Raw genomic sequence first — 15,005 nt, 5'->3', positions numbered from 1 at the left:
CTCAAGTTTGCCCGCTAACAGGTGATATATGACCGCTATTCTTTCGCGCAGGACAGTTCTTGGCYCGCTGGCAGCCGTATCTGCAGCATCCCTGCTTGCCGCGTGCAGTGATTCCGGAGGCAGCGCCAACGCGCAGCCGACGACCAGTTCCACCGCTGCCAACGTGCCACAGCCGAGCGGTAAGGTCGATATGGCCAAGGTGCTGGCTGAGGGCGCGCTGCCGGACAAGGTGCTGGGCAACGCCGATGCGCCGATCACCATCGTTGAATATGCTTCGATGACCTGCGGCCACTGCGCGAACTTCCACCGCAATACGCTGCCGGACATCAAGAAGAACTACATCGACACCGGCAAGGCGCGCCTGGTGCTGCGCGAGTTCCCGTTCGACCCGCGCGCGGAGGCTGGCTTCATGCTCGCCCGCTGCGCCGACGACAAGTATTTCGCCATGGTCGACGTGCTGTTCCAGCAGCAGCAGAACTGGGCGCCGGTCGAAAATGCCCGCGAAGCGCTGCTCCAGATCGCCCGTCTGGGCGGTTTTTCACAGGAGTCCTTCGAGGCGTGCTTGACTGATCAGAAGCTTCTGGATGATGTCAGGAAGGTACGAGATCGAGGCGCCAAGGAATTCAACGTCGATTCCACGCCCACCTTCTTCATCAACGGAAACGTTTACAAGGGGGCTATGAGGGTTGAGGAGATGTCGGCCATCCTCGACAGCATGCTCTAGTCGCAACCTGGCGACAGCGTTTCTGCGCGCGCCGGCCCGACGGAGGGCGCGCGCATGAAGTTCTCCCGGCTCCGCCTTCTCGGCTTCAAGTCCTTCGTCGAACCCAGCGAATTCGTCATCGAGCGCGGGCTGACCGGCATCGTCGGCCCCAACGGCTGCGGCAAGTCCAATCTTGTCGAGGCGCTGCGCTGGGTGATGGGCGAAAGCTCGTACAAGAACATGCGTGCGTCCGGCATGGACGACGTGATCTTTTCCGGCTCGGCGACGCGCCCGGCGCGCAATACCGCCGAGGTCACCCTCTTCCTCGACAACACGGACCGCTCCGCGCCGCCCGCCTTCAACGACGCGGACGAGCTGCAGGTGTCGCGCCGCATCGAGCGCGAGGCAGGGTCAGTCTATCGCATCAACGGCAAGGAAGCGCGCGCCAAGGACGTGCAGCTGTTGTTCGCCGACCAGTCGACGGGGGCGCGCTCACCGTCGATGGTGGGGCAGGGGCGTATCGGCGAGCTGATCCAGGCAAAGCCGCAGGCGCGCCGTGCGTTGCTGGAAGAGGCGGCCGGCATTTCCGGCCTGCACACCCGCCGCCATGAGGCGGAGCTGCGCCTGCGCGCAGCCGAGCAGAACCTCGAGCGTCTCGACGACGTCGTCGGCGAACTCGAAAGCCAGATCGAGAGCCTGAAGCGTCAGGCGCGGCAGGCGACCCGCTTCCGCAACCTGTCGGCTGAAATCCGCAAGGCGGAGGCGATCGTGCTGCATCTGCGCTGGTCGCAGGCGAAGGCGCAGGAGGCCGAGGCAAAGTCCGCGCTGGCCGAGGCGACCAAGCTGGTCGGCGACCGTGCAGCGGCGCAGATGAATGCCGCGCGCGAGCAGGCGATCGGCGCCCACCATCTGCCACAGCTGCGCGACGCGGCGGCGGCTGCTGCGGCGACGGTGCAGCGGCTGACGATCGCCAAGACTCAGCTTGAAGACGAAGCGAACCGCATGCGGGCGCGCGCTGCCGAGCTGCAGAAGCGCCTGTCGCAATTCGATGATGACATCGCCCGCGAAGAGCGGATGGTGCGAGATAATGCCGAAGTGCTAGCCCGGCTCGACGAGGAAGAGCGCACGCTGAACTCCGAGAATGCGGGCGCGACCGAGCGTGAGGCGCAGACCCGCGCCGAGTTCGAGGAAGCGCAGGCACGCCTTGCGGCAAGCGAAGCGGCGCTTGCGAAGCTGACGTCCGAGCGCGCCGAGGCTGCTGCAGCCCGCGCGCAGGCCGAACGCGCGCTGCGCGATTCCACCGAGCGGCGCGACCGCCTGATGCGCCAGCTCGCAGAGATCGATCGCGAGGCGTCGGAAATCACGCAGCAGATCGCTGCGCTGGCAGATCCCGCCGAGAAACGGATGCTGGCCGAAGAGGCCGAGGAACGCGCTGTCCAGGCCGAGGAGGCGGTTGCCATCGCTGAAGATGCCGTGGCCGAAGCACGCGAGGCGGAAGCAGCGGCACGTCCGCCGCTCGCCGAGGCGCGAGCCCGCCTGCAGGGCATCGAGACGGAGGCGCGGACGCTCGCAAAGATGCTGAGCGCGGTTTCCGGAGATGGATTCCCGGCGGCACTCGAGCAGGTGCGCGTCGAACGCGGCTACGAGACGGCGCTGGGCGCGGCCCTGGGCGAGGACATCGACCTGCCGCTGGATGCCGCTGCACCGGTCCACTGGGGCAATGTTCCGCCACAGGATGGCGACCCGGCGCTGCCGGCTGGTGTCCGGCCGTTGTCAGAACTCGTCCGCGCACCGGAGCAACTGGCGCGGCGCTTGTCGCAGATCGGCGTTTGCGATGACGAGCAGGGACCGGCGCTGCAATCGCAGCTTCAGGTCGGTCAGGTGCTGGTCAGCCGGGCGGGCGCCGTGTGGCGCTGGGATGGCGTAACGGCGAGTGCCGATGCGCCGACAGCGGCTGCACTCAGGCTGGCTCAGAAAAACCGCCTCGCCGAACTTGAGGCCGAGGCGCAGGAAGCTGCGGACGCGCTGCGTGCCGCCGAGGACGTGCTGGCGCGGGCCGAAGCCCGCGTGAAGCAGGCCGTCGAAGATGAGCGGCGGGCACGTGAGGCGTTGCGCGAGGCGCAACGCGCGGCCAGCGAGGCACGCGATGCGCTGGCGCGTGCCGAAAAGGCTGNGACTGCGTCGGAAGCCGCCGAGAGCGTCGAGGAAGCGCAGATGGCGCTGGCCGAAGCGCCTGACCTGACCGAGCTGCAGATCCAGCTTGATCGGCTTGCGAAGGACGTCGCCGAAGACCGCGCGCGCCTGGCTGATGCCCGCGCGGCGCACGAAGGCCTTGGCCGCGAGGCCGAGGCGCGTACGCGCCGGCTCGCCGCCATCCAGGTCGAGCGCAAGTCGTGGATCGAACGCGCGGCAAATGCCGACCGGCAGATTGCCTCGCTTCGCGAGCGCCGCGAGGAGGCCGCAGCCGAATACGAGGCGCTGGCGGAAGCTCCCGACGAGATCGATGAGCGGCGCCGCAGCCTGATGTCGGAACTGTCCAAGGCAGAGGCCGCGCAGCGCGAGGCGAACGACCGGCTGCAGACCGCCGAAACCAAACAGGCGCAGGCGGACCGCGCCGCAACCGAGGCGATCCAGGCGCTGTCGGAAGCGCGCGAGGCGCGCGGCCGCGCCGAGGAACGCCTGACCGCTGCCGATGAGCGCCGCCGCGAGGCCGAGGCGCGCATCCAGGAAGTGCTCAACGTTCCCGCGCACATGGTGCTGAAGCATGCCGGGCTCGAGCCCGACGCGCCATTGCCGGACATGGCCGCTACGGAGCGCGACCTGGAGCGCTTGAAGATCGAACGCGAGCGTCTAGGAGCGGTGAACCTGCGCGCGGAGGAAGAGCAGCGCGAGCTGATGGAACGCCACGGCACGATCATCACCGAGCGCGAGGACGTGATCGAGGCGATCCGCAAGCTGCGCCAGGCAATCCAGAGCCTTAATCGAGAAGGCCGCGAGCGGCTGCTGGCAGCGTTCGAGGTGGTCAACGGCCACTTCCAGCGCCTGTTCACGCACCTGTTCGGCGGCGGCACGGCCGAGCTGCAGCTGATCGAGTCGGACGATCCGCTCGAAGCCGGCCTCGAAATCCTCGCCCGCCCGCCGGGCAAGAAGCCGCAGACGATGACGCTGCTGTCAGGCGGCGAGCAGGCGCTGACGGCGATGGCGCTGATCTTTGCCGTGTTCCTCACCAACCCGGCACCGATCTGTGTGCTCGACGAGGTTGACGCACCGCTCGACGATCACAATGTCGAGCGGTTCTGCAATTTGATGGACGAGATGGCGAAGACGACGGAGACGCGCTTCGTCGTCATCACCCACAACCCCATCACCATGGCGCGCATGAACCGCCTGTTCGGCGTCACCATGGCCGAGCAGGGCGTCAGCCAGTTGGTCTCCGTGGACCTGCAGACGGCCGCCGAACTCGCTGAGGCAAGCTAGAAGCTGCGCCCGTCAACCGGTTGGCGCTTGATTGTGGTGAGGTCGATTCCCTCGATGCAGCGGATATTGATGGCGGCGGTGGCGCTGCCGTCGGGCGCGGTGCCGAACGCGATCGGCGCGCAGCCGCAGTTGGGGCAGAAGTGGTGGTCGATGACGTGGCGGTTGAAGTGGTAGGTCGAAAGCTGCTCCATCGGCGTCAGCATCTTCACCTTGTCGCGGGGCACGAAGCTGAGCAGATAGCCCTTCCGGCTGCAGTGCGAGCAGTTGCACTCCAGCCCCTCGGTGAATTCGGCGTCGACCTCGTATTTCACATTGCCGCAATGGCASCTGCCGATGTGCATGCTGTTTCCTCCTCCAGTTATTTTTCGCTCCAGACCGCAAGCTCGTTGCCGGCGGGATCGGTGAAGTGGAAGCGCCGCCCGCCGGGGAACGAGAAGATCGGCCGGACGATCTTGCCTCCCGCCTCGGTGACCGCGTCGAGCGTCCGCTCAAGATCGGCAGAGTAGAGAACCGGCAGCGGCTTTGTCTCGCGTGTAGTTGAACTGTCGAAGCCACCGTCAAGACCTTCAGAATAGGCCGAGTAGGTCGGGCCGTAGTCGGTGAACGTCCAGCCGAAGGCCGCGCTGTAGAACGCCTTGACGCTGTCGAGCGTGCCGTTTGCTGCCTGCATCTCCAGATAGTCGAGTTTGCCGTCTTCGCGCATGCTGAAGTCTCCTCGCTTGTTCTGGTTTTGTTCAAGTCTAGGCCACCCTGCTGATCTTGGGAAGAAAGAATTTTGATCCAAATCGATTGAGGTTGCCGGCAGCCGAATGCAGTCCTTGCTTTCGTGCCATTCGGGTTCTAACGCTCAGGCGCGAGGGGCTGACGAGTTTGAACCGGCTAACTGTACGAGAGGCGGACGGCTGCGATGGCTAATTGGGTCTACAGCTTCGGTGGAGGCAAGGCAGAGGGTACGGCGGGCGACCGCGCGCTGCTCGGCGGCAAGGGCGCTAACCTTGCGGAGATGTGCAATTTGGGCCTTCCCGTACCGCCAGGCTTTACGATCACCACCGAGGTCTGCCGCTGGTACTACGAGAACGCACGGAGCTATCCGCCGGAGCTGAAGGCGCAGGTGCAGGCCGCGCTTGACGGCGTGGCCGAGATCACCGGCCGCCGGTTCGGCGATCCTGAGAAGCTGCTGCTGGTATCGGTCCGCTCGGGCGCGCGCGCCTCTATGCCGGGCATGATGGACACGGTGCTCAACCTTGGCCTCAACGACCAGACGGTCGAGGCGCTCGCCCGCGATTCCGGCGATCCTCGGTTTGCCTATGACAGCTACCGCCGCTTCATCCAGATGTACTCCGACGTCGTGCTCGGCCTCGATGACGAGTATTTCGAGGAGATCCTCGAGGACGAGAAAGCCGGCCGCGGCTACGAGTACGACACCGACCTGACCGCCGAGGACTGGCAGCAGGTCATCGCGCTCTACAAGGCGAAGGTCGAGGAAGAGCTGGACGAGCCGTTCCCGCAGGACCCACACGCGCAGCTGTGGGGCGCGATTGGCGCCGTCTTCTCCAGCTGGATGAACCCGCGTGCGATCACCTATCGCCGCCTGCACGACATTCCGGAGAGCTGGGGCACCGCCGTCAATATCCAGGCGATGGTGTTCGGCAATATGGGCGAGACGTCGGCGACCGGCGTCGCCTTCACCCGCAACCCCTCGACCGGTGAAAAGCGCCTCTATGGCGAGTTCCTGATCAACGCGCAGGGCGAGGACGTCGTTGCCGGCATCCGCACGCCGCAGAACCTTACCGAGGAAGCGCGGATAGAGGCCGGCTCCGACAAGCCGTCTATGGAAAAGGCGATGCCGGAAGCTTTCGCCGCTTTTGTCGAGATCGCGGATAAGCTTGAGCGGCACTACCGCGACATGCAGGACCTGGAGTTCACCATCGAGCGCGGGCGGCTGTGGATGCTGCAGACACGCTCGGGCAAGCGCACGGCGCGGGCAGCACTCAAGATCGCCGTCGACATGGCGAGCGAGGGGCTGATCACCGAGGCGGAAGCCGTCGCGCGCATCGACCCGGCTTCGCTCGACCAGCTGCTGCACCCGACCATCGACCCGAAGGCGACGCGCGACGTCATCGCCGTCGGTCTGCCGGCTTCGCCGGGTGCCGCGACCGGCGAAATCGTCTTCACCTCGGACGAGGCGGAAGAGATGCGGGCGCAGAACCGCAAGGCGATCCTCGTGCGCGTCGAGACGAGCCCCGAGGACATTCACGGCATGCATGCCTCGGAAGGTATTCTCACTACCCGTGGCGGCATGACCAGCCATGCAGCGGTGGTCGCCCGCGGCATGGGCAAGCCGTGCGTGTCGGGCGCTGGCACCCTGCGCGTCGACGCGCGTGCCGGAACGCTGGTCGCGATGGGCCGAACGTTCCACCGCGGCGACATCATCACCATCGACGGCACCACCGGTCAGGTGCTCAAGGGTGCCGTGCCGATGCTGCAGCCGGAGTTGTCGGGTGATTTCGCCGCCATCATGAGCTGGGCCGACAAGCTGCGACGAATGAAGGTGCGCACCAACGCCGAGACGCCGGCGGATGCGCGCATGGCGCGCTCGTTCGGCGCCGAGGGCATCGGCCTTTGCCGCACCGAGCACATGTTCTTCGACGACGACCGCATCGTCGCCATGCGCGAGATGATCCTCGCCGACACCGAGAAGGACCGCCGCGCGGCGCTAGCGAAGCTGCTGCCAATGCAGCGCTCCGACTTCGTCGAGCTGTTCGAGATCATGGCGGGCCTGCCGGTGACGATCCGCCTGCTCGACCCGCCGCTGCACGAGTTCCTGCCGAAGACCGAGCAGGAAATCGCTGACGTTGCCGCAGCGATGGGCGTGTCCGCTGAGAAGCTGCGCCAGCGCACCGAGGCGCTGCACGAATTCAACCCGATGCTCGGCCATCGCGGCTGCAGGCTCGCCGTCTCCTATCCGGAGATCGCCGAGATGCAGGCGCGCGCGATCTTCGAGGCGGCTGCCGAAGCCGGAAAGAAGACCGGCAGCCCGGTCGTGCCGGAGATCATGGTGCCGCTGGTCGGCCTCATGAAGGAGCTCGACTACGTCAAGGCGCGCATCGACCACGTCGCCCAGGCGGTGATGCAGGAGACGAGCAGCAAGTTCGACTACCTTGTCGGCACGATGATCGAGCTGCCGCGCGCGGCCTTGCGCGCCAATGCGATCGCCGAGGCCGCCGAGTTCTTCTCGTTCGGCACCAACGACCTCACCCAAACCACCTTCGGCATTTCGCGCGACGACGCCTCGTCGTTCCTCGAGACCTATCGCCAGAAGGGCATCGTCGAGCAGGACCCGTTCATTTCGATCGACGTCGAGGGCGTTGGCGAGCTGGTCCGCATTGCCGCCGAGCGCGGCCGGCAGGCCAAGCCCGGCCTCAAGCTCGGCATCTGCGGCGAGCATGGCGGCGACCCGCGCTCGATCGAGTTCTGTGAGGAAGTGGGGCTCGACTACGTCTCGTGCTCGCCGTTCCGCGTACCGATCGCGCGGCTAGCAGCGGCGCAGGCGGCGGTGAAGCAGTGGCAGAAATAGTTCTGAGAGGGGGGCTCTTGAACGCCCCCTTCGTCGCTTCGCGACACTTCCCCCGCACGCGGGGGAAGATCCCGGAGACGTAATTTCCAGAACGGTCTTTACAGGCTCAAAGCTGGATCCCCCCCCCTCGTGAGGGGGAGGTGGTCCGAAGGACCGGAGGGGGCTGACCGAGAGCATGCTCACCAAGGTTGGAGCCAGACGCCCCTTCGTCGCTTCGCGACACTTCCCCCGCACGCGGGGGAAGATCCTGGAGACGTGGTTTCCAAACGGATCTTACAGGCTCAAAGCTAGATCCTCCCCCTCTTGAGGGGGAGGTGGTCCGAAGGACCGGATGGGGCTGACCGAGAGCATGCTCACCAAGGTTGGAGCCAGACGCCTCCTTCGTCGCTTCGCGACACTTCCCCCGCAAGCGGGGGAAGATCCCGGAGACGTAAGTTTCAAGCTGGATAAAGCGTGGCGTTGCCGCTGGATCCTCCCCCTCGAGAGGGGGAGGTGGTCCGAAGGACCGAGGGGGCTCTTAGAGCGCTACCGCAACAGACCTACCGCAACCCGGGCGCTTCCTGGCCGGTGCTGGCGACGTATTCGGTGTAGCCGCCGCCATAGGTGCGGGGGCCTTCTTCAGTGAGTTCCAGCACGCGGTTCGAGAGCGCCGACAGGAAATGGCGGTCGTGCGAGACGAACAGCATCGCGCCTTCATATTTCGACAGCGCATCGACGAGCATTTCCTTGGTGGCGATGTCGAGGTGGTTGGTCGGCTCATCGAGAACGAGGAAATTCGGCGGGTCGAACAGCATGATTGCCATGACGAGCCGCGCCTTCTCGCCGCCTGACAGCACCCGGCAACGCTTCTCCACGTCATCACCGGTAAAGCCGAAGCAACCGGCAAGAGCGCGCAGCGGCGCCTGACCCGCCTGCGGGAACTGACGCTCCAGGGTCTGGAGGATTGTGAGGTCGCCCTCCAGCACTTCCATCGCATGCTGGGCGAAATAACCCATCTTGACGCTCGGCCCGCGCGCTACCGTCCCCTTATCCGGCTCGGAAGCGCCGGCGATGAGTTTGAGCAGCGTCGACTTGCCGGCACCGTTGACGCCGAGGACGCACCAGCGTTCTCGGCGCCGTACCTGAAAGTCGAGGCCTGCGTAGATGACCTTCGAGCCATAGCTCTTGTGAACGTCCTTCACGGTTGCGACGTCCTCGCCCGAGCGTGGCGCCGGCTGGAACTCGAAGCGGACGGTCTGGCGGCGCTTGGGCGGCTCCACCTTGTCGATCTTGTCCAGCTTCTTGACGCGGCTCTGCACCTGGGCTGCATGCGAGGCGCGGGCCTTGAAGCGCTCGATAAAGGCGATCTCCTTGGCGAGCATAGCCTGCTGGCGCTCGAACTGCGCCTGCTGCTGCGCTTCCGCCAGCGCGCGTTGCTCAAGGTAGAACGTGTAGTCGCCGGAGTAGGTCGTCAGGTTGCCGGCGTCGATCTCGATGATCTTCGAAACGATCCGGTTCATGAACTCGCGATCGTGCGAGGTCATGAGGATGGTGCCATCGTAGTTCTGCAGGAATTTCTCGAGCCAGATCAGGCTCTCGATGTCGAGGTGGTTGCTCGGCTCGTCGAGCAGCATGGCGTCTGGCCGCATCAGGAGGATCTTAGCGAGCGCGACGCGCATCTTCCAGCCGCCCGACAGGTTGCCTACATCGCCGTCCATCATTTCCTGCGAGAAGCCGAGGCCGTCGAGAACCTCGCGTGCGCGCCCATCGAGCGAGTAGCCATCGATCTCATCGAAGCGGCTTTGCACCTCTCCGTAGCGTTCGATGATCTCGTCCATCTCGTCGGCTCGTTCGGGATCGCCCATTGCCGCCTCAAGCTCGGCCATCTCCGCGATCATCGCGCTGACGGGGCCCATGCCTTCCATGACCTCGGCGACGACGGTGCGGCCTTCCATTTCGCCGACATCCTGGCTGAAGTAGCCGATGGTCACGCCGCGATCGATGGAAACCTGTCCTTCATCCGGCGTTTCCTGTCCGGTGATCATGCGGAACAGCGTGGTCTTTCCCGCGCCGTTCGGACCGACGAGACCGATCTTTTCGCCTCGCTGCAGGGCCGCAGACGCTTCGATGAAGACGATCTGCTGACCGTTCTGCTTGCTGATGTTTTCGAGACGAATCATGCCGGAAGGTCCCCTGGAAGATGGCTAGGGGTCCCTTAAGCGATGGCGTTTGGTTGAGAAAGAGGCCTCAGGCCGTTTCGAGCGGGCCCTGCGTGCGGCTCTTCGCCCAGCATTGCGCGAGGTTGGCATAGGCGACCGCAAGCGACGCCAGCGGCAGGCTGGACTGCGTGACAGGCGTTACTTCGATCGGGCTGCCGTCGCAGGGGATCGATATCACCGCATATTCCTGGCGGTCATCCTCGGCAAAGGCGACTGCGCCCAACCAGCGCTGGTCTCTTCCTTCCCCGATCCTGATCTGGAACAGCAGGATGCCGCCGACGCTCTCCACCGTTTCGCGGATGATCTGCTCGCAAAGATCCTGCTTCGTGTCTCGTTTTCCGAGGGCAAGTTCGAGCTCGACGGCTTCAAGGGCAGCTTCAAATGGGGGTGGCGGTGGCTTCAGTGCGGGTGAGAGCGCGTCGCTCGCGGTCATTCGTTGCCTCTCCATGGGTGCCGAAGCCAAACGCTGCGCGGAACCGGCGGTTCCAGATCCTTCGCGACAAGCGTCACCCCCGGCCTTCGCATCCTCTGGACAGCGGGCTCATTCCGGCGAACACTGACCTGGCAACGCAAGGAGGAGGAACGCGATGCAAGGACTGATGCAGGAATGGCCTCTGCTCTGTCACAAGATACTGGATCATGCCGCGAGACAGCATGGCGAACGGGAGGTGGTCACACGCTCAATAGAAGGACCCATCGTCCGCCAGACCTACGCCCAATTGCGTAGCCGTGCCCTGAAGGTTGCGCAGCAGTTGCAGCGGGATGGTTACGGCTTGGGCGATCGCATCGCCACTCTTGCCTGGAACACAGCCCGCCACCTGGAAGCCTGGTACGGCATCAACGGCATCGGCGCCGTCTACCACACGCTCAACCCGCGCCTGTTTCCCGACCAGATCGCCTGGATCATGAACCACGCCGAGGACAAACTCCTGTTCGTGGACCTGACGTTCGTGCCGCTGGCGGAAAAGATCCTGCCGCAGGTGCCGAGCGTGAAGAAGGTGATCGTCTTCACTGACGCCGCGCACATGCCGCAGACCACGCTGCCGGGCGCTGTGGCGTACGAGGACTGGCTCGCCCAGGCCGACGGCGACTTCCAGTGGCTCGCGCTGGACGAAAACACGGCGAGCGGCATGTGCTACACCTCCGGCACGACGGGCGACCCCAAGGGCGTCGTCTACTCGCACCGCTCGAACGTGCTGCACGCGATGATGGCGGTTCAGCCCGACGCGATGGGCCTGTCGTCGCGCGATGCCGTCATGCCGGTCGTGCCGATGTTCCATGCCAACGCCTGGGGTCTTGCCCAAAGCGCGCCGATGGTGGGGGCAAAGATGGTGATGCCGGGCGGCAAGCTCGACGGCGAGTCGGTCTACGAGCTGCTGGACACGGAGAAGGTGAGCTGCACCGCGGCGGTGCCGACCGTCTGGCTGATGCTGCTGCAGTACCTCGAAAGCTCCGGCAAGAAGCTGCACTATCTGAAGCGCGTCATCATCGGCGGCTCGGCCTGCCCGCGGGCGATGACGGAAAAATTCGAGCGCGACTTTGGCGTCGAGGTCATCCACGCCTGGGGCATGACGGAGATGAGCCCGCTCGGTTCGCTCTGCACCATGAAGCCGCAGCATGCGAACCTCGCGGGCGACGCGCTGCTCGACGTCAAGCAGAAGCAGGGCTTTGCCCCCTTCGGCGTCGAGATGAAGGTCACCGACGACGACAACAACGAGCTGCCCTGGGACGGCAAGACCTTTGGCCGCCTGAAGGTGAGGGGCCCGGCGGTCGCCCGGGCCTACTATGGCGGGGCCGGATACGAGCAATTCGACGACGAGAACTGGTTCGACACGGGCGACGTCGCCCATATCGACGAGAACGGCTACATGCAAGTGACGGACCGCGCCAAGGACGTCATCAAGTCCGGCGGCGAATGGATCTCGACCATCGAGCTGGAGAATCTCGCCGTCGGGCATCCGGATGTGGCGGAGGCGGCCGTCATCGGCGTCCGGCACCCGAAATGGGACGAGCGCCCGCTGCTGGTAGTGGTGCCAAAGCCCGGCAAGCAGCCGGACAAGCAGGAACTGCTGAATTTCCTCGAGGGCAAGGTCGCCAAGTGGTGGCTGCCGGACGACGTGGCCTTCGTCGACGAGATCCCGCACACGGCGACCGGCAAGATCCAGAAGACGACGCTGCGCGAACAGTTCCGGCAATACCAGCTGCCGACGGCGTAAGGGGCGTGGTCTTGATCGGACGCTCGGCAGGACGGTCGTCCGCCTGTCATGCCGTGCTGCCCCCTCATCCGCCCTTCGGGCACCTTCTCCCTGCGAGCGGGGAGAAGGTACAGGCTGAAACCGATACCGTTTCAAATCCGCTTGCCGTAGATTGCGCTCAGATTCATTGCTGCGGGCAGGCACGGCATGGCAACGACGATACTGGCGGATCGCAGGGTTTCGCGCTCGGCCGACTGGGCGCGGAAGGTGTCTTCGTTTTCGCTGATCCTGCTGTTGGTGGCCTGCGTGGGCCATCGCTACGGGTTGATGGAGACGGCTGCCTTCCTGTGGGTGCTGGCGCTGGTCGCGGGGCTTGCGATCCTCGCCATCTTGCTGGCGGCACTCGGATTCCATCGCCTGTGGCACTACGGCGCGAAGGGCGGGCGCGCGTCGTTGGTGGCAGTGCTTCTCTCGGCGCTGGTGCTGGCACCTTACGGCTATGGCGTCTATCTCTACCTGACCCATCCGCCGCTCGCCGATGTTTCGACGGATCTCATCGACCCGCCCGCCTTCATCACCGCCCAGAATAACCGCAACGCGGGCATGAACCCGCTTGGCCGCATCACGCGGGAAGAGGCTTCGGTGCAGGCGGAGGCCTATCCGGACCTGACGGGCCGCCGCTTCGATGCGTCGATGGAGCGGGTATTCAGCGCCCTCAAGGTTGCGCTGGAGCAACAGGGGTGGCGTCCGACGCGTCAGCTGCCGGTTGAGACAGAACAAACCCGGCTGACTTTGGAGGTCTATGCGCCGACCTGGCTGCTGCGGCTCCCATCAGACGGGGTGCTGCGGCTCGTCGACGAGGGCGAGACGGTGTTCGTCGACCTGCGGTTCGCCCAGCGCTACTTCTGGCACGACCTTGGCAGCGGCGCGCGGCGCATCAACCGCTTCATGACGGCGCTGGAGGCGGAGTTCGAGCGCCAGTCGCTCGAGATCATCGATATTCCCGCCTCAGCGGGGGATGAAGATCCCGCCAATTGATGGCTCGCCTTCGGCCTCGACGAGACCGCGCGCGACCATGTCCTCAAGATGGGCAAGGACCGACAAGCCAGCGGCGTTATGGAGCCGCGGGTCGGTGTCGCGGTAGATCGCCGCAACCATTTCCGGAATGGTGCGGTCGCCGCTGCGCAGCCGCTCGAGGATCGCGCGCTCGCGCATCCTGCGGTGCGTCTTGAGGCCGCGCAGGAACGCGGATGGCTGACGCACCGGCCCGCCGTGGCCCGGCAGATAAAGCGTGTAGTCGCGCTCCATGAGCTTATCGAGCGAGGCCATATAGTCCGACATCGCGCCGTCGGGCGGGGCGACGATCGTCGTTGCCCAGGCCATCACGTGGTCGGCGGAAAAGAGGATACCGGTGCCTTCGAGCGCAAAGGCGAGGTGGTTGGCGGTGTGCCCCGGTGTGTAGATCGCGCGCAGGCTCCAGCCGTCGCCCTCGACGAGTTCGCCATCGGCAAGCGAAACGTCCAGCATAAACTCGGTGTCGGCGCTGGCGTCGAGCGGATTGATTTCACCGATGCGCAGCGGCCGGGCAGGGCGGTGGGGACCCTCGGCATAGACCTTCGAGCCAGTCGCTTCCTTGAGCTGGCGCGCGAGCGGCGAGTGGTCGGCATGGGTGTGCGAAACGAAGATGTGGCTGACCGGGCGGCCGCCGATCGCGCGCAGCAGTGCCTGGAAATGATTCTCGCTGACCGGGCCAGGATCGATCACCGCCAGTGTATCGGTGCCCAGTATGTAGCTGTTCGTCCCGTGGAAGGTGAAGGCGCTTGGATTATCGGCCGTGATTCGTCGCACGCCGGGGGCAACTTCAATCGCCTCGCCGTGCGCAGGCTCGAAGTGGTTGTCAAAATCCAGAGCCATTAGCGGTTTCCTTGTGAACAGGCACTGCGAGCGAAACGTGTTGCCGCATATCACGGAAGGCCATATACGGAAAACCGTGTATTGCCTTCCGGATCCTGATGGAGAACCCGATGTCAGCTGCAGTTCTTTCCCGTCCGCTCGTTTCGCTTGCCTTGCCTGAAAAGGGCATTGCTCGCTACGCGGCCCTCGGTTTTCTGGCCGTAGCCGGCACGTTGCTGCTTACCGTTGCAGCCAAGACCAAGGTGGTTCTGGGACCGGTCGACCTCTATCTCGGCAACTTCGCCGTGCTGGCGCTCGCAGCCGCCTACGGCTCGCGCCTCGGCCTTGCGACCTTCCTGCTCTACCTCGCCGAGGGTGCTGCCGGCTTCCCGGTCTTCCAGAGCACCCCTGAGAAGGGCATCGGTCTCGCTTACATGATGGGCACCACCGGTGGCTACCTTGTCGGCATGATCGCCGCGACCGCGATGGTCGGCTGGGCGGCTGACCGCGGCTGGGGTAACAAGCCGTTCCGTCTGTTCGCCGTCATGGTTGCCGCTGTCGCAACCATCCTTGCTGCCGGCTTCGCCTGGCTGTCGGTCCTGATCGGTGCCGAGGCCGCATGGCAGTTCGGTGTCGTTCCGTTCATCGTGCCGGACCTCGTTAAGGCAGCGCTCGCTGCTTCGGTCGTCCCGGCCGTCTGGGCGCTCTTCCGCCGCGCCTGAGACTTGGCAGGTTTCAAAAAGAAAGGCCGGTCGCGAGACCGGCCTCAGACTGCTGACAAACCTCTGGCTTCGGCCGGAGGTTTTTGATTCAGTGGGGCATGYTGAAGAARCCTGCTCCMGWWCAGACGGCGATCGAGATGGTGACGCTCGAGAGCCTTGTTCCAGCAGATCACCTGCTGCGCAAGATCGACGCGGTGATCGACTTCTCCTTCATCCACGATCGTGTCGCGGGGCTCTACT

At 65.1% G+C, this 15,005-nt stretch carries 11 protein-coding genes and 1 pseudogene; 7 read left to right on the top strand and 5 right to left on the bottom strand.

The window, feature by feature from the left end; genetic code table 11:
• The first annotated feature begins 28 nt into the window (after window positions 1-28).
• Both L610_RS06075 and L610_RS06070 read left to right on the top strand, forming a co-directional pair.
• On the top strand, window positions 29-724 hold the full coding sequence (locus L610_RS06075; protein ID WP_144703448.1) for a DsbA family protein: 696 nt from the start codon (window positions 29-31) through the stop codon (window positions 722-724).
• 54 nt (window positions 725-778) lie between these two features.
• Window positions 779-4,180, top strand: coding sequence for a chromosome segregation SMC family protein (locus L610_RS06070; protein ID WP_144703445.1), 3,402 nt, complete (start codon window positions 779-781; stop codon window positions 4,178-4,180).
• On the opposite strand, the gene L610_RS06065 is transcribed toward L610_RS06070, so the two are convergent.
• Together L610_RS06065 and L610_RS06060 are read right to left on the bottom strand one after the other, a co-directional pair.
• Window positions 4,177-4,521, bottom strand: a complete 345-nt coding sequence (locus L610_RS06065) for a GFA family protein (protein ID WP_144703442.1) — start codon at window positions 4,519-4,521, stop codon at window positions 4,177-4,179. The two genes, L610_RS06070 and L610_RS06065, sit on opposite strands and share 4 nt — an antisense overlap.
• 17 nt (window positions 4,522-4,538) lie before the next feature.
• Complete coding sequence (locus L610_RS06060; RefSeq protein ID WP_024848239.1) at window positions 4,539-4,883, bottom strand: VOC family protein; 345 nt, start codon at window positions 4,881-4,883, stop codon at window positions 4,539-4,541.
• Between the two features lie 204 nt (window positions 4,884-5,087).
• Here L610_RS06060 and ppdK point away from each other — a divergent pair, with 204 nt between their 5' ends.
• Window positions 5,088-7,757, top strand: coding sequence for a pyruvate, phosphate dikinase (gene ppdK, locus L610_RS06055; RefSeq protein ID WP_144703439.1), 2,670 nt, complete (start codon window positions 5,088-5,090; stop codon window positions 7,755-7,757).
• A 539-nt stretch (window positions 7,758-8,296) separates the two neighbouring features.
• Here ppdK and L610_RS06050 read toward each other — a convergent pair.
• Together L610_RS06050 and L610_RS06045 are read right to left on the bottom strand one after the other, a co-directional pair.
• Window positions 8,297-9,916: an ABC-F family ATP-binding cassette domain-containing protein gene (locus L610_RS06050; RefSeq protein WP_144703436.1), complete on the bottom strand. Its 1,620-nt coding sequence runs from the start codon at window positions 9,914-9,916 to the stop codon at window positions 8,297-8,299.
• A gap of 67 nt (window positions 9,917-9,983) precedes the next feature.
• Entirely contained in the window at window positions 9,984-10,388 is a 405-nt protein-coding gene (locus L610_RS06045) for a hypothetical protein (RefSeq protein WP_144703434.1), read from the bottom strand.
• 154 nt (window positions 10,389-10,542) lie between these two features.
• On the opposite strand from L610_RS06045, the gene L610_RS06040 reads away from it, so the two are divergent.
• Both L610_RS06040 and L610_RS06035 read left to right on the top strand, forming a co-directional pair.
• Window positions 10,543-12,171, top strand: coding sequence for a 3-(methylthio)propionyl-CoA ligase (locus L610_RS06040; RefSeq protein ID WP_024848243.1), 1,629 nt, complete (start codon window positions 10,543-10,545; stop codon window positions 12,169-12,171).
• A gap of 186 nt (window positions 12,172-12,357) precedes the next feature.
• A complete protein-coding gene (locus L610_RS06035; RefSeq protein WP_144703431.1) occupies window positions 12,358-13,188 on the top strand; it encodes a DUF1499 domain-containing protein in 831 nt (276 codons plus the stop codon).
• Here the strand turns inward: L610_RS06035 and L610_RS06030 are convergent.
• Window positions 13,159-14,064, bottom strand: coding sequence for an MBL fold metallo-hydrolase (locus tag L610_RS06030; protein WP_024848245.1), 906 nt, complete (start codon window positions 14,062-14,064; stop codon window positions 13,159-13,161). The genes L610_RS06035 and L610_RS06030 overlap by 30 nt on opposite strands.
• 110 nt (window positions 14,065-14,174) lie before the next feature.
• Between L610_RS06030 and L610_RS06025 the strand changes: the two genes are divergently transcribed.
• Window positions 14,175-14,765 (top strand): biotin transporter BioY, encoded by a 591-nt coding sequence (locus L610_RS06025; protein ID WP_024848246.1) that lies wholly within the window; start codon window positions 14,175-14,177, stop codon window positions 14,763-14,765.
• Window positions 14,766-14,863: 98 nt separating this feature from the next.
• A pseudogene (locus L610_RS06020) lies at window positions 14,864-15,005 on the top strand (IS5/IS1182 family transposase); the annotation flags it as partial.

The organism is Aminobacter sp. J44 (assembly GCF_007829415.1).
Classification (GTDB): Bacteria; Pseudomonadota; Alphaproteobacteria; order Rhizobiales; family Rhizobiaceae; genus Aerobium.
The sequence above is the reverse complement of the archived record's forward strand: the minus strand, read 5'-3'. Positions and strand labels throughout refer to the sequence as shown.